We start from the raw sequence: 23736 nt of genomic DNA on the forward strand, positions 1-23736 counted from the left end.
GCCCGGCTCGACGCAGCGTCCATTGTCCGGCGGGGGCGCGAAGGCGCATGCTGCCGGGGTGCCAGCGAACCCCACAGCCTCCTCCGTCTCCCGCCGGTCCCTGCTGCGAGCCCTCGGCGGCGCCACGGCCGTCGGCACGCTCGCGGGGTGCGGTGTGCCCGCCGCCTACATCGCACCGGACGAGCGGTCGGCGGGCGACCGCTCCGCCACGGACAAGAAGCTGACGTTCGCCAACTGGCCGCTGTACATCGACACCGACGACGACAGCACCTCACGGCGTCCCTCGCTCGCGGCCTTCGAGAAGCGGACCGGCATCGACGTCCGCTACACGGAGGAGATCAACGACAACGACGAGTTCTTCGGCAAGATCAGCCCGTCCCTGATGAACCGCCAGGAGACCGGCCGCGACCTCATCGTCATCAGCGACTGGATGTGCGCGCGCTTCGTACGCCTGGGCTGGGTCCAGGAGATGGACCGGGCGCGCCAGCCCAATGTCACCCGGTACCTGGACCCGCTCCTGCGGTCCCCGCACTTCGACCCGGGGCGGAAGCACACCGTTCCCTGGCAGTCGGGCATCACCGGCATCGCCTACAACAAGCGCAAGGTCGGCCGGGAGATCAAGCAGGTCTCCGACCTGTGGGCCGACGACCTCAAGGGCAAGGTGACGCTGCTCTCCGGCCTCGACGAGGCGTTCGCGCTCCTCCTCCAGGGGGACGGCGTCGACATCCGCGCGTGGACGGCGGACGACTTCCACCGGATGTGCGACAAGGTCGAGAAGATGGTGGACAGCCACCACATCCGCCGCTTCACCGGCAACGACTACATCAAGGACCTCTCCAGTGGCGACGTCCTGGCCTGCCAGGCCTACAGCGGCGACGTCATCCAGCTCCAGGCGGACGACCCGGACATCGCGTTCGTCGTCCCCGAGGAGGGCGCCGAACTGTGGGCCGAGTCTCTGATGGTCCCCAACCTGGCCCGCCACAAGCGCAACGCCGAGAAGCTCATCGACTACTACTACGAGCCCGAGGTGGCGGCGGAGCTCGCGGCCTGGGTCAACTACGTCTGCCCGGTCCCCGCCGCCCGCGACGTCCTCGCCTCCTCCAAGGACGAGGAACGCGCCGCCCTCGCCGAGGACCCCCTGATCTTCCCGGACGACAGCATGCGCGAGCGCCTCGCCATCGCCCGCGACATCACCTCGAAGGAACGCCCGGAGCTCGCGAGGCGGTGGAACGCGCTGGCGGGGCTGTAGTCCCGGCGGGGCTCAGCCCAGGGCCGCCCGCGCGATGCGCTCCGCGACCGGGTTCATGCCCTCGCCCTTCGCGTCCGTGGCGTTGACGGAGTAGACGAGGGTACGGGAGCCGTTCTCGGTGGCGGCGATCATGTTCACGTAGCCGTGGCGGGCGCCCGTCTTCAGCCAGACGTCCCGGCCGCCGACCTCCATGTGCTGGAGCCCCGCCCCGAAGACGGCCTCGGGAACGCCCGGCGCGAGGCGGGGCAGCGTGAACATCTCCTTGAGCTGCGGCCGCGGCACCACCTCGCCGTCGAACAGCGCCCGCGTGAACGTCTCCAGGTCCGCCGTGGAGGAGATCATGTCGCCCGCCGCGAAGCGGTCGAACTGGTTCCACACCGTCACGTCGACGAGGCGCGTGGTGCCGTCCGCCCGCTCCATCGCCTGGTAGCCGCGGTTGTGCGGGCCACGGATGCGGGGATCGGCGCCGGGGAAGCAGGTGTCGTCCATGTCCAGGGGCCGGAAGATCCGCTGGGCCGCCTGACGGGCGTACGAGTCGCCGGTGATCCGCTCGATGAGCAGGCCGAGGACGGTGTAGCCGATGTTGCGGTAGTGCTGTTCGTCGCCCGGCGCGTGCTCGGGGCCCTTGGCGATGGCCGAGGCGACGACGGTCCTCGGGTCCAGCGTGTCGTAACGGTGGGCGAACTCGTCGTCGAAGCCGTCGCCCGACTTGAGGCCGCTGGTGTAGTTGAGCAGCGAGCGGACGGGGATGGGGTCGAAGTCCTTGCCGCTGCCGCTCTTCGCGCCCTTGAACAGCTCCGGCATATAGCGCTGGAGCGGGGCGTCGAGGTCGAGGTCGCCCTCGGCGGCCAGTTGCAGCGCCACGGCCGCGGTCACGATCTTGGTGACGGAACCGGCGCGGAACCGGCCGTGCGGGTCGGCCTTGCGGTGCGTGACCAGGTCGTGCACGCCGGAGCTGCCGCGCCAGGTCCCCTCTCCGCCGCCGACCCGCACGAGCGCGGCGGTCGCGTCGGGGTTCGGCAGGTCCTCGATCGCCTCGCGCAGGGCCTTGCGGTCGAGCCCCCGCGGGGTGGTTCCGGCCGGGTCCGCAGCCCGGGACACGGCCGCCGTGCCGGACGGGCCCGGCGGCCGGGCGAACGCGGGGACGGCCACGGTCGCGGTCAGGCCGAGGACGAGGGCGGCGGCGGTGGCGGCGCGGGTGGCGAGCTGCACGGTGACTCCTGGATCGGTTCGCGGGTCGGTGCTCCCATCCTGTTGATCACGTGGACGCCGTGGATCGTCGACGCGGAGGAGGCGGCCCCCGTACCGTCTGAGGGGTCAGGTCACCGCCGTCTCCGGGGCGTGGGCAGGGGTGTCCCCTAGGGGGCGAGAGCCGAGGAGCCGGGTCATCGACTCCGCCGCGCGGACCGCCGCGTCGGCGCAGCAGTTGTTGAAGAGGACGTGCAGCTCGTCGGCCCGCTCGGACATCGTCCGGATACGGGGCAGCCACTCGGCCAGTTCCGCGTCCGTGTAGGTGTGGCGGAACTTGTCCTCCTTGGAGCCGTTGCCCCAGGCCGGGCTGCGGCCGTGGAAGCGGATCACCGCGAGGCGGTCCACGGTGACCGGCGCCACCGGCGGCATCGAACGCGGCAGGCCCTGGGCCGTGTCGACCGCCACCGCGGCCATGCCGAGGTCCGTCAGGAGCGCGGCGGTGCGCGCGCCCCGGTCCTCGCGCCACCAGCCCGGGTGGCGGAACTCCACCGCCAGAGGCCGGCCCGCGGCACGCTTCGCGCACTCGGCCAGCGTGCGCTCGGCCCGGGGGCCGGGGGCGAACCACGGCGGGTACTGGAACAGGAGGGTGCCGAGACGGCCCGCGTCCCGCAGGGGCGCGAGGGCGTCGTCGAAGCGCTGCCAGACGGCGTCGAGCAGTTCGGGGCCCGCCGGCCGGTCGCGCAGGTCGGCGGGGAGCGCGGCCGGGCGCGTCGGGTGGCCGGTGAGGAGGGAGAACGCCTTGACGTCGAAGCGGAAGCCGTCCGGTGTGCGCTCCGCCCAGGAGCGGCAGGTGCGTTCGCTGGGCAGCGCGTAGTACGTGGAGTCGACCTCCACGAGCGGGAAGCTGCCCGCGTAGTGGCGCAGGCGGCCCTCCGCGTCCTTCAGCCCCGGCGGATACCAGCCACTGGCCAGCAGCGCGCGGTCCGTCCATGAACAGGTGCCCACCAGTATCTCGCTCATCCGGTACGGGTACCCCGATGCGTCACGGCGTGCGCAGTGACTCCAGGACGTCGATGCGGTTGGTGGTGATGGCGTCGACGCCCGCGTCGAGCAGACGGCGCATCGAGCGGCGCGTGTCCGGGGTCCACACGGAGACGAGATAGCCCTGGCGGTGCACCTCCAGGGCGAGTTCACGGTCGACGAGGGGGAAGCGGTAGTTGAGCCAGCGCGGCTTCACCGCGTCGAGCAGGACGCGGCGCGGCGGGGCGAGCGTCGTCCAGGTCAGCGCGATCTCCGCGGCCGGGGCGGCCTCGCGCACGGCGAGCATCGTGTCGCCGCCCGCGCAGTAGCACACCCGCTCGGCCGCCCCGCACTCGGCGACGACGCCGACGACCGTGCGCACGTCCTCGCCCGTCGCGCCCGGCAGGTCGATCATGACGCGGTGCCCCTCCGTGGCGGCGAGGGCCGCGGCGAGCGTCGGCACGCCGCCCTCGGTGAGGCCGTCGAGTTCGGCGGCGGACAGCACCGACAGCGGGCGCTCGCACCCCCACAGACGCTTCAGCGTGGGGTCGTGCAGCAGGACGGGCACACCGTCACTGCTCAGCCGGACGTCGATCTCCACCACGTCCGCGCCCTTCCTGAGCGCGGAACGCAGGGACGGGAGGGTGTTCTCGCGGACGTGGTAGGGATCGCCTCGGTGGGCCACAGCAGTCACGGTGCGCATGGGCCCATTGTGCTGCCGCGATCAGCCGGCGAGCCACGTCTCCGTGTACGTGTCGATCTCGGCGGCGATCTCGGCCTTGCCCGCCGGGTCGAGGAAGGACGCCTCGACGGCGTTCTTCGCCAGGGCGGCGATGCCGCGCTCGTCGAGGTCGAGAAGACGGGCCGCGACCGCGTACTCGCTGTTGAGGTCGGTGCCGAACATCGGCGGGTCGTCGGAGTTGATCGTCACCGTCACCCCGGCCGCGACGAACTCCTTGATCGGGTGCTCGTCGAGGGTGTGGACCGCGCGGGTCGCGATGTTGGAGGTCGGGCAGACCTCCAGCGGGATGCCGTGCTCGGCGAGGTGGGCGAGGAGCCTCGGGTCCTGCGCGGAGGTGGTGCCGTGGCCGATGCGCTCGGCGCCCAGGTGGTTCAGGGCGTCCCAGACGGTCTCGGGGCCCGTGGTCTCGCCCGCGTGCGGCACCGAGTGCAGGCCGGCCGCGATGGCCCGGTCGAAGTAGGGCTTGAACTGCGGGCGCGGCACGCCGATCTCGGGCCCGCCGAGGCCGAAGGAGACCAGGCCCTCGGGGCGCAGCCCGTCCGTGACGGCGAGCCGCAGCGTCTCCTCGGCGGAGGCGAGTCCGGCCTCGCCCGGGATGTCGAAGCACCAGCGCAGTACGGTGCCGAACTCCTTCTCGGCGGCCAGGCGGGCGTCCTCGATGGCGTCCATGAAGGCGCCGTCGTCGATGCCGCGGCGGACGGAGGAGTACGGGGTGATGGTCAGCTCGGCGTAGCGGACGTTCTGCCGGGCCATGTCGCGGGCCACCTCGTAGGTGAGCAGGCGCACGTCGTCCGGGGTGCGGATCAGGTCCACCACGGAGAGGTAGACCTGGATGAAGTGGGCGAAGTCCGTGAACGTGAAGTAGTCGACGAGCGCCTCGGGGTCCGTCGGCACGGCCGAGTCGGCGTGCCGGGCGGCGAGCTCGGAGACGATGCGGGGGGACGCCGAGCCGACGTGGTGCACGTGCAGTTCCGCCTTCGGCAGTCCCGCGATGAAGGCGTGGGTGTCCCGCGTGGACGCGGGCGACGGCGTGGACGCGGGTGCGGGCGTCGGTGCGGGCTGCCGGGTCGCCTTCGTCGCCGCGGCTGCGGGCTGCTGGTCGGTCACGGGTTCCTCCCCAGGAACGGGCTTGATCGGCTGATCGGTGGGTCCGGGCCATCGTAGGCCGAGGGGCGTGGGGGTGAAGCGAGGGCCGTAGCATGACGGAACGTACGAAAGAGGGAGCCGTCATGTCCGCCATGCCCGAGGACGGAGCGGGGGCCCCGGGGGAGCGGGACCCGTGGGCTCCGCCGCCGGAGGATGCGGCGCCGTCGCCGAAGCGGGGGGCTTGGCAGCCGCCGGCGCCTTCCGTTCCTCCTGGGCCTTCCGTCGCTCCCGCGCTTCCTGTCACTCCCGCGCCGGGGGCGGCGCCCGTGGCGCCGGGGCAGTGGGCGGGGCCCGTGCCGGGCAATCCCTTCGCGGCGCCCGGGGAGCCGGTGCCGCCGCCTCCCGTGTCACCGGAGGGGCCGGGACAACTGCCCACGCCCTACGGGTACGGGGGCTTCGCCGGTCATCCGGGGCCGCAGGGGTTCGCGGGCGGGGGCGGGTACGCCGGGTACGGGCATCCGGGGTACGGCTATCCCGGGCAGCAGATGCCCGGCGGGCCTCCCGGGTACGGCTGGCCCGCGATGCCGATGGCGCCCGCGAACGGCATAGGCGTCGCCGGGCTCGTCCTCGGCATCATCTCGGCGGTGGGCTTCTGCCTGTGGCCGCTGGCCATCGTCCTCGGCATCCTCGCGGTGATCTTCGGGGCGGTGGGCCGCGGCAAGGCGAAGCGCGGCGAGGCGACGAACGGCGGCCAGGCCCTGGCCGGGATCATCTGCGGGGCGGCCGGCGTCGTGCTGGGCTCGGCCCTGCTGGTCCTCTTGATCGTGCTGCCGGACGAGACCCTGGACGCGGATGCGGCGGGGCCGCCCAGCGCCGTGCGGCTCGTGACCCACGCCTAGGCCTCAGCCCGGCTTTGCGCGCCGGCCCGCCGCCGGGGGCCTTGCTGGGTTCGCCCACGGGTGCGCCGCGGAAGCCCCCCGGCTAGGCCGGGCTTCGCGTACCGGTGTCACCCGGGGGCCGACTGGGCTCCGCCATGGCTCGGTGGCCGCTGGTCTCGAGTGTCGATGGCCCGTCGACCGGGCGGGCCTGTCCCGCCGCTTCGCGGCGGACACTTCCCACCCACCCGTGCACCCCGCATCGACCCGCACCCCTCGACCCGGCGTCGCTGACGCCCCAAAGCCGCCCGAGCGGGCGGGCGGGTGGGCCAGACCCGCCGCGAAGCGGCGGCTTGGAACCCGAACACTTGGCACGGGGCCGCCCCAGCGGGCCGCCAAGGCCACCGCGAAGCCGGGCGAGGCCGCTCATCCCCGCCGGAGGCCGTGGCTCAGGCCGCCCCGGGGCCCAGCAGAGCCCTCGCTTCCATCAGGGCGAAGCCGAGGAGATTGGGGCCCCGCCACTGAGCGGGGTCCCCCACCCGGGGGTCGTCGGCCGCCAGGCCCACGCCCCAGATCCGGTCGACAGGGCTCGCCTCCACCAGGACCCGCCGGCCCGTGCCCCGCAGGAAGTCTCCCAGCGCCGGGTCGGCGGCGAACTTGTGGACGCTGCCCTCGACCACGACGGCGAACCGCTCCCGGGCCCATATCGCCTCGTCGAAGCCCCGCACGAGCCGCCCCGCCTTCTTCGCCTCCGCCGGAGTCCGCGCCGCGAGGACGGCGCGCTCCGCCTCCGCGTCCACGAAGAGGCGGGCCTTGGCCGCCATCATCCAGTGCTCCGCCGTCGCGTACGAGACGCCGTCCACCGTGAAGGGCGACGGCCACCACTGGCTGAGGCAGCTCCGCCCGAGCGTGCCGTCCCCGCGCGGGGTGTGCCCCCAGAAGTGCAGGTACTTCACCGGCTCCCCCGCTCGGACCGCGTCCAGCAACGCCTCCGCCGAGCGGACCGAGTCGATCTTCATCATGCACGCGAGTCTGGCACGCGCCACTGACATTCCGTCCTGCGTTTTTCAGGAGGACTCGACACCTGGTCGACAGATTCCGTCGCGTAACCAAAAGGCAACAACGGAATCACTTGTTGAGCATTCACCGCTCTGTCAGGATCGGCACTCAAATCGATCTGGAGCTACGCCGGGCCCCGTCAAACGGGGCGCACGGCGGAGGAGAGCGTCATGCACAACTTCCAGGCGCAGGACCACTTCGCGGACGGCGCCCAGTACATCGCCGGGCGCCTGACCAGGGGGACGTCGGGGCGCACCCACGCCGTCGTCGACCCCGCCACGGGCGATGACGTGTTCTCGTACGAACTCGCCGGAAGCGCCGACGTCGACGCCGCCGTGGCCGCCGCGGCCGAGGCGTTCCCCGGCTGGTCGGGGGCCACCCCCGGGGAGCGCTCCGACGCCATGCACCGCTTCGCGGGCGTGCTCGCCGAGCGCGCCGAGGAGTTCGCGCGGGCCGAGTCGTTGCAGTGCGGCAAGCCGATCAAGCTGAGCCGGGAGTTCGACGTCCCCGGGACCGTCGACAACGCCGCCTTCTTCGCGGGCGCCGCCCGGCACCTCCAGGGCCAGTCGGCCGGTGAGTACTCCGGCGACCACACCTCGTACGTACGCCGTGAGCCCATCGGCGTCGTCGGCTCCATCGCCCCCTGGAACTACCCGCTCCAGATGGCCGCCTGGAAGGTGCTCCCGGCGATCGCGGCCGGCAACACCATCGTGCTGAAGCCCGCCGAGCTGACCCCGTTCACCTCGCTGCTCTTCGCGCGGGCCGCCACCGACGCCGGCATCCCCGACGGCGTCGTCAACATCGTCTCCGGCGCGGGCAAGGACGCCGGCGAGCACCTCGTCGGCCACCCCGACGTCGCCATGACCTCCTTCACCGGGTCCACGGGCGTCGGCAAGCGCGTCGCCGAGATCGCCACCGCCACGGTCAAGCGGCTCCACCTGGAGCTCGGCGGCAAGGCCCCCTTCGTGGTCTTCGACGACGCCGACCTCGAAGCCGCCGTCCACGGCGCGGTCGCGGGCGCGCTCATCAACACCGGGCAGGACTGCACGGCCGCCACGCGCGCGTACGTGCAGAGGCCGCTCTACGAAGCCTTCGTGCAAGGCGTCGCCGACCTCATGGAGACCGTGCGGCTCGGCGACCCGTTCGACCCGGCGACCGACTTGGGGCCGCTCATCTCGCACACGCACCGCGACCGCGTCGCCGGTTTCGTCGACCGCGCCCGCTCCTACGCGCGCGTGGTGACCGGCGGCGAGGCGCCCAAGCACCCGGGCGCCTTCTACCAGCCCACCCTCATCGCCGACGCCGCGCAGGACAGTGAGGTCGTGCAGTCGGAGATCTTCGGCCCCGTCCTGGTGGTCCTGCCCTTCGACAGCGACGACGAGGGCATCCGGCTCGCCAACGACACCCCCTACGGGCTCGCCGCCTCCGCCTGGAGCCGCGACGTGTTCCGCGCCAACCGCGCCACCCGCGAGATCAAGGCCGGCTGCGTCTGGGTCAACGACCACATCCCGATCCTCAGCGAGATGCCCCACGGCGGCTACAAGGCCTCCGGCTACGGCAAGGACATGTCCGCCTACTCCTTCGAGGAGTACACCCAGGTCAAGCACGTGATGTTCGACAACACCGCGGTGGTCCGCAAGGACTGGCACCGCACGATCTTCGGGGACCGATAGCCCAAGGGCCACAGCCACAGGCCGCGCGACCGGCGGCCGCCTTCCTCCCGAAAGGGCAACCCGCGTATGGAGCAGTACGAGCCGACCGACCTCTCCCCGGCCCAACTGGCCGCCATGCGCCGCGGCCTGCGCAACGGCAGGGGCTCCTTGACCCGCCGTTCCCTGCTGCGCGCCTCCACCGGCGGCGCGCTCGCCGTCGGCGGGCTCGGCGCGCTGAGCGCCTGCGGCATCCCCGCGGCGGGCAAGGGGCAGGGCGAGGTGTCGTCCGAGGACCACTCGGCCGAGGAGAAGCGGATCACCTTCTCCAACTGGACCGAGTACATGGACGTCGACGAGAAGGACGAGAACCGGCGGCCCACCCTGGAGGCGTTCTCCAGGCGCACCGGGATCACGGTCAAGTACACCGAGGACATCAACGACAACGTCGAGTTCTTCGGCAAGATCAAGCCGCAGCTCGCCGCGGGCCAGGACACCGGCCGCGACCTCATATGCGTCACGGACTGGCTCGCCGCCCGGCTCATCCGCTTCGGCTGGGTGCAGAAGCTGGACCCCGCCAACCTGCCGCACGCCTACACCCATCTCTCCGCCCAGTTCAGGAACCCCGACTGGGACCCGGGCAGGTCGTACTCGTATCCCTGGACCGGGATCTCCACCGTCATCGCCTACAACAAGAAGGCGACCGGCGGGAAGGAGATCACCTCGGTGTCGCAGCTCCTCGACGACCCGAAGCTGAAGGGGCGCGTCGGGTTCCTCTCCGAGATGCGCGACAGCGTCGGCATGACGCTCATCGACATGGGCAAGGACCCCGCGGACTTCGCCGACGACGACTTCGACGCCGCCATCGCCCGCCTCCAGAAGGCCGTCGACAAGAAGCAGATCCGCCGCTTCACCGGCAACGACTACACCTCGGACCTGGCCAAGGGCGACATCGCCGCCTGCCTCGGCTGGGCCGGCGACATCGTGCAGCTCCAGGCGGACAACCCCGACGTCGGCTTCCACATCCCGGACCAGGGCTACATCACGTCCACGGACAACCTCCTCGTCCCGAACAAGTCGCGCCACAAGAGCAACGCCGAGCGGCTCATCGACTACTACTACGAGCCGGAGCCGGCGGCCCGCCTCGCGGCGTACATCAACTACGTGTGCCCGGTCGACGGGGTGCGGGACGCTCTCGCGAAGATCGACAAGGACGCCGCGGCCAATCCGCTGATCCTCCCCGACGCGGAGATGAAGGCGAAGTCCCGGGCGTTCCGGTCGCTCACGCCGAAGGAAGAGACCGCGTACGAGGAGAAGTTCGCGAAGCTGACCGGCGCGTGACGCTTCGGCGGACGAGGCCGTATTCCGGCTGCCGGTCCGCCGTGGCCGGTCGCGCAGTTCCCCGCGCCCCTGAACGACACGGGACGCCTCCGCCCCCTCCACTCCTTCCTGGACGACACCATGACCTCTGCTCAAGAAACCGGCGGCGACGTCCGTCTCACCGGGATCAGCAAGACCTACGGCTCGTTCACCGCCGTGCACCCGCTCGACCTGACCGTGCCGCAGGGCTCGTTCTTCGCCCTGCTCGGGGCGTCCGGGTGCGGGAAGACCACCACGCTCCGCATGATCGCGGGCCTGGAGGAGCCCAGCTCCGGGACGGTCCACCTCGGGGACCAGGACGTCACGGCGCTGCCCCCGTACAAGCGGCCCGTGAACACCGTCTTCCAGTCGTACGCGCTCTTCCCCCACCTGGACATCTTCGAGAACGTCGCCTTCGGCCTGCGCCGCCGCGGCATCAAGTCGGTGAAGAACCAGGTCGGCGACATGCTCGACCTCGTCCAGCTCGGCGAGCAGGCCCGCAAGAAGCCGCACCAGCTCTCCGGCGGCCAGCAGCAGCGCGTCGCCGTCGCCCGCGCGCTGATCAACCACCCCAAGGTGCTCCTCCTCGACGAGCCGCTCGGAGCCCTCGACCTGAAGCTGCGCCGCCAGATGCAGCTCGAACTCAAACGCATCCAGACCGAGGTCGGCATCACCTTCGTGCACGTCACGCACGACCAGGAGGAGGCCATGACGATGGCCGACACCGTGGCCGTGATGAACGGCGGCCGGGTCGAACAGCTCGGCGCCCCCGCCGACCTCTACGAGAACCCCCGCACCACCTTCGTCGCCAACTTCCTCGGAACCTCCAACTTCATCGAGGCGGAGATCCAGGCGGGCGCCGCCAGGAGCGGCGACGACCTGGTCCTCAAGGCCGGCGACTGCAAGCTGACGCTGCCCGCCGCCCGATGCGGCGGCCCCGCCACCACCGGCGGCAAGGTCCTGGTCGGCGTACGGCCCGAGAAGATCTCCCTCACCCACGCCGACGACGCCGGGCAGATTCCGGAAGGCCGCAACCGCATCACGGGACGCATCGCCGACAGCAGCTTCATCGGCGTCTCCACGCAGTACGTCGTGCACAGCCCGGTCTGCCCGTCCTTCGAGGTGTACGCGCAGAACGTCGAGCGCGACACCCGCCTCGTCCCCGGCGCCGAGGTCGTCCTGCACTGGAACCCGGCGCACACCTTCGGCCTCGACGCCGCCCAGTCCCTGCTTGCCGGGACAACGGGCTCGGCGGGCGTCGAGAAGGTCGAGGAGGACGCCTCCGCATGACGACCGTGACCGACGCACCACCCCCGAAGGCGCCCGCCGGCGAGGATGCGCCCGCGCGCGGACCGCGCAAGCGCGGGCGGCTCGTCCCCTACTGGCTGCTGCTCCCCGGCATCCTCTGGCTGCTCGTCTTCTTCGCGCTCCCGCTGGTCTACCAGGCCTCGACATCCGTGCAGACCGGGTCGCTCGAAGAGGGCTTCAAGGTCACCTGGCACTTCGCGACCTACTGGGAAGCGCTCACCGACTACTGGCCGCAGTTCCTGCGCTCGGTGCTCTACGCGGGCGCCGCCACCGTCCTGTGCCTGCTGCTCGGCTACCCGCTCGCCTACCTCATCGCCTTCCGCGCGGGCCGCTGGCGCAACGTCATCCTCGTCCTCGTCATCGCGCCGTTCTTCACCAGCTTCCTCATCCGCACGCTGGCCTGGAAGACGATCCTCGCGGACGGCGGGCCCGTGGTCGACGCCCTCAACTCCCTGCACGTCCTCGACGTCACGAGCTGGCTGGGCGTCACGGCGGGCGACCGGGTCCTCGCCACCCCGCTCGCGGTGATCTGCGGACTCACGTACAACTTCCTGCCGTTCATGATCCTGCCGCTCTACACCTCCCTGGAGCGCATCGACGGGCGGCTGCACGAGGCCGCGGGCGACCTCTACGCCAAGCCGTCCACGACGTTCCGCAAAGTGACGTTCCCGCTCTCCATGCCGGGTGTCGTCTCCGGCACGCTGCTCACCTTCATCCCCGCGGCGGGCGACTACGTGAACGCGGACCTGCTCGGTTCGACCGACACCCGCATGGTCGGCAACGTCATCCAGACGCAGTTCCTGCGCATTCTCGACTACCCGACGGCCGCCGCGCTCTCCTTCATCCTCATGGCCGCCATCCTCTTCATGGTGACCTTCTACATCCGCAAGTCGGGGACGGAGGATCTCGTCTGATGGCCGCATTCTTCCGCTGGCTGCGCCGCAATCTCGTCGTCATCGCCGGCCTTTTCACGCTCGGCTACCTGCTGCTGCCGAACGTCGTCGTCACCGTCTTCTCCTTCAACAAACCGAAGGGGCGCTTCAACTACTCCTGGCAGGAGTTCTCGCTCGACGCCTGGAAGGACCCGTGCGGGGTCGCCGACATGTGCGGCTCGCTCTCGCTGAGCCTGCAGATCGCCGCCTGGGCGACGATCGGCGCGACCGTGCTCGGCACGATGATCGCCTTCGCACTCGTGCGCTACCGCTTCCGCGCGCGCGGCGCCATCAACTCGCTGATCTTCCTGCCGATGGCGATGCCCGAGGTCGTCATGGCCGCCTCGCTGCTCACCCTGTTCCTCAACATGGGCGCGCAACTGGGCTTCTGGACGGTCCTCATCGCCCACATCATGTTCTGCCTCAGCTTCGTGGTGACCGCCGTCAAGGCGCGCGTCATGTCGATGGACCCCCGCCTGGAACAGGCGGCCCAGGACCTCTACGCCGGTCCCGTGCAGACTTTCCTGCGGGTCACGCTGCCGATCGCCGCACCCGGCATCGCGGCGGGCGCGCTGCTCGCCTTCGCGCTCTCCTTCGACGATTTCATCATCACGAATTTCAACGCGGGCTCGACCGTGACGTTCCCCATGTTCGTCTGGGGATCGGCACAGCGCGGCACGCCCGTTCAGATCAATGTGATCGGTACGGCGATGTTCCTCGTCGCCGTCCTCCTGGTGCTCGCCGGAATGCTCGTCGGCAGGCGCCGCAACAAACAGGCGAAATAGCGGTACCACCGCTCCACGCCGCTACCGTTACCGAAGGAGTGGAAATCATGGCCCCTGGCGCCATGACCCGCTGGACCACCTCACTCTCCGACGCCAAGCCGGTCTCGTACTGGCTCGACGACCCCGGCAGGCCGGACCCCGAGCCCGCCCTCACCGGCGACGAACGCTGCGACCTCCTCGTCGTCGGCGGCGGCTACAGCGGCCTGTGGACCGCACTGATGGCCAAGGAGCGCGACCCGGACCGCGAGGTCGTCCTCGTCGAGGGCCGCGAGGCGGGCTGGGCCGCCTCCGGCCGCAACGGCGGCTTCTGCGCCGCCTCCCTCACCCATGGCCTCGGCAACGGACTGGCCCGCTGGCCCGGCGAGATCGCGAAGCTGGAGGAGCTGGGCGCGCGCAACCTCGACGAGATCGAGGCGGCCGTCAAGCGGTACTCCATCGACTGCGAGTTCGAGCGCACCGGTGAGATCGACGTCGCCACCGAGCCGCACCAGCTCGCGGAACTGCGCGAGCTGTACGAGGAGATGGCCGCCCACGGCCTGGCCGGCGGCGCCGAACTGCTCGACGCGGACGCCCTGCGCGAGCACGTCGACTCGCCGACGTTCCTCGGCGGCCTCTGGGACCGCGAGGGCGTCGCCATGCTGCACCCGGCGAAGCTGGCGTGGGGCCTGAAGCGGGTGTGCCTGGAGAAGGGCGTTCGCGTCCACGAGCACACGCCCGCCCTTGAGCTGGCCCCGGCGGGCGCCGGGATGGCCGTCCGCACGCCGTACGGCAGGGTCTTCGCCCGCCAGGTCGCGCTCGCCACGAACGTCTTCCCCTCGCTGGTCAAGCGGCTGCGCTCGTACACTGTGCCGGTCTACGACTACGCGCTGATGACCGAGCCCCTGACCGGCGACCAGCTCGCCGCGATCGGCTGGAAGAACCGCCAGGGCCTCGGCGACAGCGCCAACCAGTTCCACTACTTCCGGCTCACCGCCGACAACCGGGTCCTGTGGGGCGGCTACGACGCGATCTATCCGTTCGGCGGCAAGGTGCGCGCCGAGTACGACGACCGCCCCGAGACGTACGCGAAGCTCGCCGGGCACTTCTTCACCTGCTTCCCGCAGCTGGAGGGGGTCCGCTTCACGCACGCGTGGGGCGGCGCGATCGACACGTGCTCGCGCTTCTCGGCCTTCTTCGGCACCGCGCACCAGGGGCGCGTGGCGTACGCGGCCGGGTACACGGGCCTCGGCGTCGGCGCGACCCGCTTCGGCGCCGACGTGATGCTGGACCTGCTCTCCGGCGAGCGCACGGAGCGTACGGAGCTGGAGATGGTGCGGACGAAGCCGCTGCCGTTCCCGCCGGAGCCGTTCGCCTGGACGGGCGTGGCGCTGACGAAGTGGTCCTTGGCCCGCGCCGACGCCAACGGCGGCAGGCGGAACCTCTGGCTGAAAACGATGGACAGACTGGGGCTCGGCTTCGACAGCTGAAGTTTCTCGTCCAAACCGCGTAATGCCCGGCCCCCGGGCCCCCTCTCACCTGTGACACGTCCTGCGGACGCGGGGCGTGCGCACGGGAGAGGGAGGACCGGCATGACCGGCACGGGAGGTACGGGGGGCTCGCGGAAGAGGTCGGCGGTCGACTGGCTCGTGTCCGTGGCGGCGGAACCGGACGCCTGCCGCTGGGAGTGGGAGCGCAGTCCCCTGGGCGTCGTGCTCCTGCCCGCGGGCAGGGCCTGGGACGTGCTCATCGTCCCCGGCGTCCTCGGGCACGCCACGCTCGACGTGCTGGACCGCTGCCTCGACCGCCCCGGCCCGGTGCTCGCCGGCCGCGGCGACGCGCGCGTCGGCTTCTTCGTGCCGCCGGGCACCGCCGCCCACTGGGTCGGCACGGGCATACGGGGTGTCGGCCTCGGCGCCTGGATCGTCGTGCCCCGGCCGGGCCGGGCCGCGGGCGGCGTGCGCTGGCTGGTGCCGCCGGACGGCTCGGGCACGCTCACGGACCCGGCGCGGCTGGAACTCGCGATGCACGAGGCGGCGGCACGGGGGGCCACGTGAGCGCCCGGGAGTGTCGGAGGTATTGACACCGGCATTGGTCTGGACCAAGTTGGGCGGGCGCGCATCCACCACCCGAGCACCTCCACCCCCCGCCCCGGAGGCAGAAGTGGACCGTCCACCGTCGCGTTCTCCCCAGCGTTCCTCCCTGCACGGCCTGCGAAGAGCCGCCGTGGCCTCGGCCCTCGCCTGCGCGCTCACCGCGTCCGGCCTGCTCGCCGCGGGAGCCACGGCGGCTCCAGCGGCCGAGCCCCCCGCGCGGGCGAAGGCCGCTGCCGACCACACCCTCGTCGGCTATCTGCACACCAGCTTCGCCAACGGCTCCGGCTACACCCGCCTCGCGGACACCCCCGACAGCTGGGACATCATCGACCTCGCCTTCGGTGAGCCCACCACCGCGACCTCGGGCGACATCCGCTTCGACCTCTGCCCGAAGACCGAGTGCCCGAACGTGGAGACGAAGGCCGAGTTCAAGGCGGCCGTGAAGGCGAAGCAGGCCGCGGGCAAGAAGGTCCTCATCTCCATCGGCGGCCAGAACGGCCAGGTGCAGCTGAAGACGGCGCAGGCCCGCGACACCTTCGTCTCCTCCGTCTCGGCCATCATCGACGAGTACGGGCTCGACGGCCTGGACATCGACTTCGAGGGCCACTCGCTCTCGCTGAACGCCGACGACACCGACTTCAAGAACCCGAAGACCCCGGTCATCGTGAACCTGATCTCGGCGCTGAAGACGCTCAAGGCCAAGTACGGCTCCGGCTTCACGCTCACGATGGCCCCGGAGACCTTCTTCGTGCAGCTCGGGTACCAGTTCTACGGGACCGGCAAGTGGGGCGGCCAGGACCCGCGGGCCGGCGCGTACCTCCCGGTCATCCACGCCCTGCGCGACGACCTCACGCTGCTGCACGTCCAGGACTACAACTCCGGGCCGATCATGGGTCTGGACGGCCAGTACCACTTCATGGGCGGCGCGGACTTCCACATCGCGATGACCGACATGCTGCTGACGGGCTTCCCCGTGGCGGGCGACAAGAACAACGTCTTCCCGGCGTTGCCCGCGCGCAAGGTGGCGATCGGCATGCCCGCCTCGGTCCACGCGGGCAACGGCCACGTCTCCACGGCCGAGGTGAACAAGGCCCTGAACTGCCTGACCAAGGGCACGGACTGCGGCACGTACAAGACCCACGGCACCTGGCCGGACCTGCGGGGCCTGATGACCTGGTCGATCAACTGGGACCGCTTCAACGGCCAGGAGTTCTCCAGGAACTTCGACGCCTACTTCGGCTGAGCCACGTCCCCGGACGATCCCCCGGACGGGGGCGGGGGTGTCCCGAACCGGGTGGTCACCCCCAGCAGGACCCGGAGCAGCACCGCGAAGAGCAGCCAGCTCGCCACGACGTCCAGCGGCCAGTGGTAGCCGCGCCGCACGAGGCCGAACCCGACCCCCAGGTTCAGCACGGCGCAGCCGCAGAGCAGTGCGCGGCGGCCGTACGCGCCGTGCGGCAGCGGGAGCAGAAGCAGGGCGGCCGCCCCGTAGGCGACCGTGGCCGTGGCCGTGTGCCCCGAGGGGTAGTAGCCGTCGCCCGCCATGCCCGGCGGCCCCGGGCGGGCGACGGCCGCCTTGAGCGGGACGACGAGCAGCGGCACGAGGACCATCGCGCCGGCCGCGGCCACCGGCCCCAGCCACCAGCGGTACGCCCCGGCCCGGCGGCCCCGCGATCCCACGTACGCGATGACCGCGACGAGCACCGGCACGGCGACCACGAGATTGCCGAGGTCGGCGAGGAACTCCGCGACGCCTTCCGGAAAGCGGCTGCCGGCCAGGTCCCGCCCGACGCGCTCGTCGACGCGGCGCAGGGGCCCGCCGACGGCGACCTGCCAGGTGACGAGCGCGAACAGGAGCGCGCACAGCGCGAGGAGAAGGGGCGGCCGCCCCGGAACAGGGGGGGTGGTTCCGGGGCGGCCGAAAGGATCGGGTCGCCGCGCGCCCCGGGGGGTTTGGGGCGAGCGGCCATCCGATCGGTGAGGAGTTCCGGAGCAGAATGCTCCGGGTGCGTGCGCGGTGGCACGACCCGGGCGGGGCTGGGGAGGCTCCGCCCTGGTGTCACCCGCGGTCTCCCGCGGGCGGGGTGTTTCTCTCATCTGCAGAAACCGTACGGCAGGTGATGGCGGCCCGACAGGCACATCGGCCAAGAGCCATGGGGCCCGCACACCTTCTTCACACGCCCCGACGGCGGTCTGTCGCCACGGTGCCATCGGCGGAGTCCTCGGAGGGGGTGTCCGTACACGTCAGAGCATGTGCGAGGGGGTGGCGGGGGCCCGGCCGGGGGTTCCGGCGCGGGCTCGTGGACATGGGCGAGGCCCGTACGGGCGTGCGTACGGGCCTCGTCCGGTGGCTGGATCAGACGCGGGCGAAGGCGCCCTCGATGATGTCCAGGCCCTCGTTCAGGAGGTCCTCCCCGATGACCAGCGGCGGCAGGAAGCGCAGGACGTTGCCGTACGTGCCGCAGGTCAGGACGAGCAGGCCCTCGGCGTGGCAGGCCTTGGCCAGGGCGGCGGTCGCCTCGGGGTTCGGCTCCTTGGTCGCGCGGTCCTTGACCAGCTCGATGGCGATCATCGCGCCGCGGCCCCGGACGTCGCCGATGATGTCGAACTTCTCGGCCATCGCGGTGAGCCGGGCCTTCATCGTCGACTCGATCGCCTTCGCCCGGGCGTTGAGGTCGAGCTCCTTCATCGTCTCGATGGCGCCGAGCGCACCGGCGCAGGCGACCGGGTTGCCGCCGTAGGTGCCGCCGAGGCCGCCGGAGTGCGCGGCGTCCATGATCTCGGCGCGGCCCGTGACGGCGGCGAGCGGCAGGCCGCCCGCGATGCCCTTGGCCGTGGTGATCAGGTCGGGGACGATGCCCTCGTCCTCGCAGGCGAACCACTGGCCGGTGCGGCAGAAGCCGGACTGGATCTCGTCGGCGACGAAGACGATGCCGTTGTCGTTCGCGTACTTCACGATCTCGGGCAGGAAGCCCTTCGCGGGCTCGATGAAGCCGCCCTCGCCGAGCACCGGCTCGATGATGATCGCGGCGACGTTCTCTGCGCCGACCTGCTTGCTGATCTGGTCGATGGCCTGCTTGGCGGCCTCGGGGCCGGCGTTCTCGGCGCCGGTCGGCCAGCGGTAGCCGTAGGCGACGGGGACGCGGTAGACCTCGGGGGCGAACGGGCCGAAGCCGTGCTTGTACGGCATGTTCTTGGCGGTCAGCGCCATCGTGAGGTTCGTGCGGCCGTGGTAGCCGTGGTCGAAGACGACGACGGCCTGGCGCTTGGTGTACGCACGGGCGATCTTGACGGCGTTCTCGACGGCCTCGGCGCCGGAGTTGAACAGCGCCGACTTCTTCTCGTGGTCGCCCGGCGTCAGCTCGGCGAGCGCCTCGGCGACGGCCACGTACCCCTCGTACGGCGTGACCATGAAACAGGTGTGCGTGAAGTCGGCGAGCTGGGCGGAGGCCCGGCGGACCACGGCCTCGGCGGAGGCGCCGACGGACGTCACGGCGATGCCGGAGCCGAAGTCGATCAGACGGTTGCCGTCGACGTCCTCGATGACGCCGCCACCCGCGCGGGCCGCGAAGACGGGCAGCACGGAGCCCACGCCGCCGGCGACCACGGCGGTACGGCGGGCCTGCAGCTCCTGCGACTTCGGGCCGGGGATGGCGGTGACGACGCGACGCTCCTGCGGGATCTCGCTCATGCGGGGCTCCTGGTTCTGGGGGGTTGGACGGCTGCCGCCGGCGGCTGATCCGGTTTTCGCCTGGTCCCACGGGGGTTCTTTGACCCCACGCGGGGTCCCGCGCGGGGTTCTCTGGTCCCGCGAGGGGTTCTTACGGGGGTTTCCTCGCAGATTAGGGGCGGTGCGCGGAGTCGGTCATGCTCCATCGGGGTGGGATTGTGCCGGGCCGTTGTCCGACTTGGACACATACCGGTGGGCGGGGGTCCGCGCGGACCGGGCGCGTATCGGTGAACTCCCCCCGGACGGGCACTAGATTGAGCCCGGATCGACGGACGGACCGGCAGGTCAGGGGGCAAGGGCCATGGACACCGAGGGCACTCACGGGGCACGCGACGGGCGGCGGGCCGCACCGGTGCCGCTCACGGCGCCGCCCGCCGCCCCCACCGCCCCGCCGGCACCGAGGCAGCCGCCCGGAGCCGAGCGCTCCGCCGCCGTGGCGGAGTGGCTCGCGGACCCGCGCCCCAAGGCCTCGCCGGGCATCTGGCGCAAGGGCTACCGGCCCCCGGAGCCCGAGCCGGACACCGAGGGCGGCGACCGGCGGCGCATCGTGGGACTGGTCATCTCCACGCTGCTCGGACTGCTGTTCTGGTCGGCTTGGCAGCAGGGCGCCATCCCCTACCAGTGGGCCCCGCTGAGGCTGTTCACGCCGGGGGAGTGGTACTGGACGGGCAGCATGCAGCCCAAGAAGTGGCAGGGCGAGGAGGCCAAGATCGTCTACCACGGCTTCGTCTTCGGCATCCTCGTCTACACCGTCGGGCGGCTCGGCGCCTGGCCCGACGCGATCCGCCACTACGTGATGCGGCGCCCGCAGCCCGCCCGCGCCGTCATCGCCTCCCTCGGGTCCGTCGGCACCCTGCTCTTCGTCTGGCCGAGCTTCCTCGGCCTCGACTGGCGCCCGCTGCCCGTGGCCGACCCCGTCTTCTCCCTGGTCGCCCTCGTCGCCGGCCTCGACGTCTTCACCTCGCCCGTGATCACCGGCCTCCTGTACGCGGCCATCACCATCGCCGTGCTGTGGCCCTTCGTCCACATCGGCGGCTGGTGGCAGGCGATCCGTGACGGCGCCACGGCCGGCCGGCGATCCGCCCCGCCCCCGCCGCGCCCCGCCGACGCCCCCGCACCCGCCCACTGGCCCGAGCTGCGCGCGGCGGGCCACGACAAGGCCGCCGACCTGCTCTCCGCCGAACTGCTCGGCGGACGCATGAACGACGTCGACTGCGCCCGTGTGTTCCACGCCTGGCGCTCGGCCGCCGCCGACCCGGCCGCGCTCGCGGGCTTCGTCGACACGGTCGCCCGCGACGGCGCCGCGGCCTGGACGCACCCCTCGGGCCAGCGCGACCTGCCCGTGCGCACCGCCACGCACGACCTCCTCGTGGGCCAGGTCAGGATCGGCCGCTTCGCGAAGGACGAGCGCAATCCGTACGCGGTGCGCAACGCCCACGCCGCCCTCGAACCGGCCGTGCTCGGCACCTCCCTGCTCGCCGTCGGCCCGCCCGGCGCGGGCAAGACCGGCAGGCTGATGCGGCCCGTCACCGAGTCGCTCGCCCTCGGGGCGCTCACGGGGCGGTGCGCGGTCGTCGCGGTCTGCGCCGCGGGCGCCGACCTCGGCGGCGACGACTCCTACGACGTGGTGGTCAAGCCCGGCGACCCCACGTCCGTGCACGACATCGACCTGTACGCGGACTGCGCCGACGCCGACGAGGCGGCCGCCTTCCTCGCCGAGGGCCTGGTCGGCGACCTCGACGCCGTCGGCACCCAGCGCGCCGCCACCGCCCTCGCCCAGCTCCTCGGCCCCTACCGCGCCCTGCACGGCCGCTTCCCCTCCGTCCCCGTGCTGCGCGAACTGCTCGACGGCGACCCCGCCGGGCTCGCCGCACTCCAGGCGGGCCTCACCGCGGGCGAGCACTCCGCCATGCGCCGCGAACTGGACGCCCGTATCCGCCAGTCCCACACCCCGAACGACCCGGGGCCCGCCCTCGCCGACCGCCTCGCCCTGCTCGACCGGCCTGCCTTCGCCGACTTCTTCGACCCCGGCGGCGAAGGGCGCCCCTTCTCGATGCGGGCCGTCGTCCACCACCCGCTCCGGGTCCGCGTCGACCTGCCCGAGCACGGCCACGAAGAGGCCTCGCGGCTGCTCGCGCGGCTGCTCCTCGCCCAGTTCGGGTACGTCGTGCGCGGCCGCGCACGACGGCCGCACTTCGCCTGCCTGGTCCTCGACGACGCCGCCCGCACCATCACCGCGGAGAGCGTGCGCGCCATCCAGCGGCTGCGGTCCCTGAACGCGGGCGTCGTGCTCGGCCTGCGCACCATCGGCGAGGTGCCCGAGCCGCTCCAGGGGCCGCTGTACGCGGCGGTCGGCTGCCGCATGGCGTTCTCCGGGGTGACGACCTGGGACGGGCGGCGGTTCACCGAGGCGTGGGGCACCGAGTGGATCGAGACCAAGGAGGTCGCCCAGCACACCGTCTTCGCCGACCAGCCGATGACCCGGGCCCTGCACTCGCTGCGCAAGCTGGTCACCGGCAAGGCCGTGACGACCGACGCCGTCACCGTCCGCAAGGTCGAACGCGAACGCTGGTCCGCCTCCGACCTCGCCCACTCCCTGCCCCCCGGCCACGCCGTGCTCTCGCTGACCACCGTCCACGGGGAGCACGCGCCGCCGCTCCTCGTCGACCTGCGGGGGTAGTTCCGGACAACACCGGATGGCGTGTTCGGCGGGACGAACGATGACGCGGACCGGCGGTGCGTCCGTACCGTACGGTGAGGCAGAATCGACACAGGTCGTTCATACGGACCGGCCAAAAGATCCACATCGCCGCAGACGTGAAGGTCCCATGCCGCCCACGCTCGCCTCGCTCGTCCACCACTCCGCGCTCAAACTGACCGTGCGCGCCGGCGAGGAGCGCCTGGACACCCCCGTGCGCTGGGCGCACGCCAGCGAGCTCGCCGACCCCGTGCCCTACATGGAGGGCGGCGAACTGCTCCTGATCACGGCGCTCAAACTGGACGCCGAGGACCCGGCGGCCATGCGGCGCTACGTGCAGCGGCTCGCCGGAGCAGGCGTCGTCGGCCTCGGCTTCGCCGTCGGCGTGCACTACCCCGACATCCCCAAGGCCCTGCTCGACGCGGCCACCGAGGCGGACCTGCCGCTCATCGAGGTGCCGCGCCGCACGCCGTTCCTCGCCATCAGCAAGGCCGTGTCCGCCGCCATCGCCGCCGAGCAGTACAAGGCGGTCACCGCGGGCTTCGCCGCCCAGCGCGAACTGACCAAGCAGGCGCTGAGCGACGGCCCCGAAGGCCTGCTGCTCGCCCTCGCCGGACAGGTCGACGGCTGGGCCGCGCTGTACGACGCCTCGGGCGCCGTCGTCGCCACCGCACCGGAGTGGGCCTCCCGCAGGGCCGCCCGCCTCACCGCCGACGTCGAACGCCTCCGGGAGCGGCCGGCACCCGCCAGCTCGGTCGTCGGGGGCGCCGAGGACCGCGTGGAGCTGCACTCGCTGGGGACCGGGCGCAGGCCGCGCGCCGCGCTCGCCGTCGGCACGGCGTCCACCCTTGGCACCGCCGAGCGGTACGCGGTGCACTCCGCCATCGCCCTGCTCACCCTGACCACGGAACGCTCCCGGTCGCTGCACGCCGCCGAACAGCGGATCGGCGCGGCCGTGCTGCGGATGCTGCTCGCGGGGGAGCCCGACCACGCGCGCACGGTCGCGGGGGACCTCTACGGCGGGCTGCTCGACGCGCCGTTCCGGCTCGTCGTCGCCGACGTGGCGTCCGCCTCGGCCGCGCGGGTGCGGGCCGGCGCCGACGGGGGCGCCAGGGCCCGGGGCGACGAGGCCACGCAGGACGCCGCCGCGCCGGGCGAGGCCGCGGCCCGCGCGGTGCTGACCGACGCCTCGTCCGCGGGCGGCGACCCCCTGGCCGCGCTCGTCGACGTCGTCGAGGCCGCCGCCGCCCGCTCCGGCGAGGCCCTGCTCGTCGTCCCGTACGGGGAGCGGATCGTGCTGCTCACCGTGGACGGCGGCGCGGGCGCGCGGGCCTGCGCGGAGTACGCGGCGGCGCTGGAGGCCGGGCGCCGCACGGGGCGCGAGGCCGCGGCGTCCGGAGAAGAGGCCGAGCTGGTCATGGGGCTCTCCGCGCCCGCCGGGCCGATCGCCGCGGCCACCGCGTACAAGCAGGCCGAGCAGGCGCTGTCCGTCGCGCGGCGCCGGGGCCGCGCCCTGGTCGAGCACGAGGAGCTGGCCGCGGGCTCGGTCCTGCCGCTGCTCGCGGACGACGCGGTGCGGGCCTTCGCCGACGGCCTCCTGCGCGCCCTGCACGACCACGACGCCACCGGCCGCGGTGACCTCGTCGCCTCGCTGCGGGCCTGGCTCTCCCGGCACGGCCAGTGGGACGCGGCGGCGGCCGACCTCGGGGTCCACCGGCACACCCTGCGGTACCGCATGCGCAGGGTCGAGGAGATCCTCGGCCGCTCCCTGGACGACCCGGACGTCCGCATGGAGCTGTGGCTCAGCCTGAAGGCGACGTCGATGCCGCAGGACTGAGGCGGGGTACTGCTCCCACGGGCAGGCCCCGCTGCCGGGCGAACCGCCGGGCGGACGGTAAAGCCGTCGCGCCGCACAGCGGTAGGCGGCACGAAACGCCAGGCGGCACGAAACGCCAGGCAGTACAAAGCGGCGCAAGGCCCC

18 protein-coding genes and 1 pseudogene are annotated in these 23736 nt (G+C 72.4%); 12 read left to right on the top strand and 7 right to left on the bottom strand.

What is annotated here, in order from left to right:
* The first annotated feature begins 58 nt into the window (after positions 1–58).
* Positions 59–1249, top strand: coding sequence for an ABC transporter substrate-binding protein (locus tag DCW30_RS30980; protein WP_076684272.1), 1191 nt, complete (start codon positions 59–61; stop codon positions 1247–1249).
* A gap of 12 nt (positions 1250–1261) precedes the next feature.
* Here DCW30_RS30980 and DCW30_RS30985 read toward each other — a convergent pair whose 3' ends face one another.
* The 4 genes from DCW30_RS30985 to DCW30_RS31000 form a co-directional block, all read right to left on the bottom strand.
* The gene (locus DCW30_RS30985; protein ID WP_076684271.1) at positions 1262–2461 is read right to left on the bottom strand and encodes a serine hydrolase domain-containing protein; all 1200 of its coding nucleotides are present in this window, start codon (positions 2459–2461) and stop codon (positions 1262–1264) included.
* 105 nt (positions 2462–2566) lie between these two features.
* Entirely contained in the window at positions 2567–3460 is an 894-nt protein-coding gene (locus DCW30_RS30990) for a DUF72 domain-containing protein (protein ID WP_076684270.1), read from the bottom strand.
* Between the two features lie 22 nt (positions 3461–3482).
* A complete protein-coding gene (locus DCW30_RS30995) occupies positions 3483–4163 on the bottom strand; it encodes a glycerophosphodiester phosphodiesterase (RefSeq protein WP_076684269.1) in 681 nt (226 codons plus the stop codon).
* A gap of 21 nt (positions 4164–4184) precedes the next feature.
* Positions 4185–5309, bottom strand: coding sequence for an adenosine deaminase (locus DCW30_RS31000; RefSeq protein ID WP_079249983.1), 1125 nt, complete (start codon positions 5307–5309; stop codon positions 4185–4187).
* Between the two features lie 332 nt (positions 5310–5641).
* On the opposite strand from DCW30_RS31000, the gene DCW30_RS31005 reads away from it, so the two are divergent.
* Positions 5642–6187, top strand: a complete 546-nt coding sequence (locus DCW30_RS31005) for a DUF4190 domain-containing protein (protein WP_309029385.1) — start codon at positions 5642–5644, stop codon at positions 6185–6187.
* Between the two features lie 425 nt (positions 6188–6612).
* Here the strand turns inward: DCW30_RS31005 and DCW30_RS31010 are convergent, their stop codons facing one another.
* Positions 6613–7215, bottom strand: a complete 603-nt coding sequence (locus DCW30_RS31010) for an NADAR family protein (protein ID WP_076684268.1) — start codon at positions 7213–7215, stop codon at positions 6613–6615.
* Positions 7216–7392: 177 nt separating this feature from the next.
* On the opposite strand from DCW30_RS31010, the gene DCW30_RS31015 reads away from it, so the two are divergent.
* From DCW30_RS31015 to DCW30_RS31050, 8 genes and pseudogenes are all read left to right on the top strand, one after another.
* Positions 7393–8895, top strand: coding sequence for a gamma-aminobutyraldehyde dehydrogenase (locus DCW30_RS31015; RefSeq protein WP_076684267.1), 1503 nt, complete (start codon positions 7393–7395; stop codon positions 8893–8895).
* 66 nt (positions 8896–8961) lie between these two features.
* The gene (locus DCW30_RS31020; RefSeq protein WP_076684266.1) at positions 8962–10212 is read left to right on the top strand and encodes a polyamine ABC transporter substrate-binding protein; all 1251 of its coding nucleotides are present in this window, start codon (positions 8962–8964) and stop codon (positions 10210–10212) included.
* 120 nt (positions 10213–10332) lie between these two features.
* Entirely contained in the window at positions 10333–11520 is a 1188-nt protein-coding gene (locus DCW30_RS31025; RefSeq protein WP_076684265.1) for an ABC transporter ATP-binding protein, read from the top strand.
* Positions 11517–12452: an ABC transporter permease gene (locus DCW30_RS31030; protein ID WP_076684264.1), complete on the top strand. Its 936-nt coding sequence runs from the start codon at positions 11517–11519 to the stop codon at positions 12450–12452. Before DCW30_RS31025 ends, DCW30_RS31030 begins: the two co-directional genes overlap by 4 nt.
* Positions 12452–13255 carry an ABC transporter permease gene (locus DCW30_RS31035; RefSeq protein WP_062778788.1) on the top strand — a complete coding sequence of 268 codons (804 nt, stop codon included), beginning with the start codon at positions 12452–12454 and terminating at the stop codon, positions 13253–13255. Before DCW30_RS31030 ends, DCW30_RS31035 begins: the two co-directional genes overlap by 1 nt.
* A 47-nt stretch (positions 13256–13302) precedes the next feature.
* The gene (locus DCW30_RS31040; RefSeq protein WP_076684263.1) at positions 13303–14721 is read left to right on the top strand and encodes an NAD(P)/FAD-dependent oxidoreductase; all 1419 of its coding nucleotides are present in this window, start codon (positions 13303–13305) and stop codon (positions 14719–14721) included.
* Between the two features lie 102 nt (positions 14722–14823).
* Entirely contained in the window at positions 14824–15288 is a 465-nt protein-coding gene (locus DCW30_RS31045) for a hypothetical protein (protein WP_076684262.1), read from the top strand.
* A 277-nt stretch (positions 15289–15565) separates the two neighbouring features.
* Positions 15566–16570: pseudogene (locus DCW30_RS31050) on the top strand (chitinase); the annotation flags it as partial.
* Here the strand turns inward: DCW30_RS31050 and DCW30_RS31055 are convergent.
* Complete coding sequence (locus tag DCW30_RS31055) at positions 16558–17424, bottom strand: phosphatase PAP2 family protein (RefSeq protein WP_076684261.1); 867 nt, start codon at positions 17422–17424, stop codon at positions 16558–16560. The pseudogene DCW30_RS31050 and the gene DCW30_RS31055 sit on opposite strands and share 13 nt — an antisense overlap.
* Positions 17425–17683: 259 nt before the next feature.
* Positions 17684–19018: a 4-aminobutyrate--2-oxoglutarate transaminase gene (gabT, locus tag DCW30_RS31060; protein ID WP_076684260.1), complete on the bottom strand. Its 1335-nt coding sequence runs from the start codon at positions 19016–19018 to the stop codon at positions 17684–17686.
* Positions 19019–19358: 340 nt separating this feature from the next.
* Here gabT and DCW30_RS31065 point away from each other — a divergent pair, with 340 nt between their 5' ends.
* The gene (locus DCW30_RS31065) at positions 19359–21737 is read left to right on the top strand and encodes an ATP/GTP-binding protein (protein WP_076684259.1); all 2379 of its coding nucleotides are present in this window, start codon (positions 19359–19361) and stop codon (positions 21735–21737) included.
* Between the two features lie 148 nt (positions 21738–21885).
* Entirely contained in the window at positions 21886–23592 is a 1707-nt protein-coding gene (locus DCW30_RS31070; RefSeq protein ID WP_076684258.1) for a PucR family transcriptional regulator, read from the top strand.
* The last annotated feature ends 144 nt before the right edge of the window (positions 23593–23736 follow it).

Source organism: Streptomyces alfalfae, assembly GCF_004127445.1.
GTDB classification, from domain to species: Bacteria; Actinomycetota; Actinomycetes; order Streptomycetales; family Streptomycetaceae; genus Streptomyces; species Streptomyces alfalfae.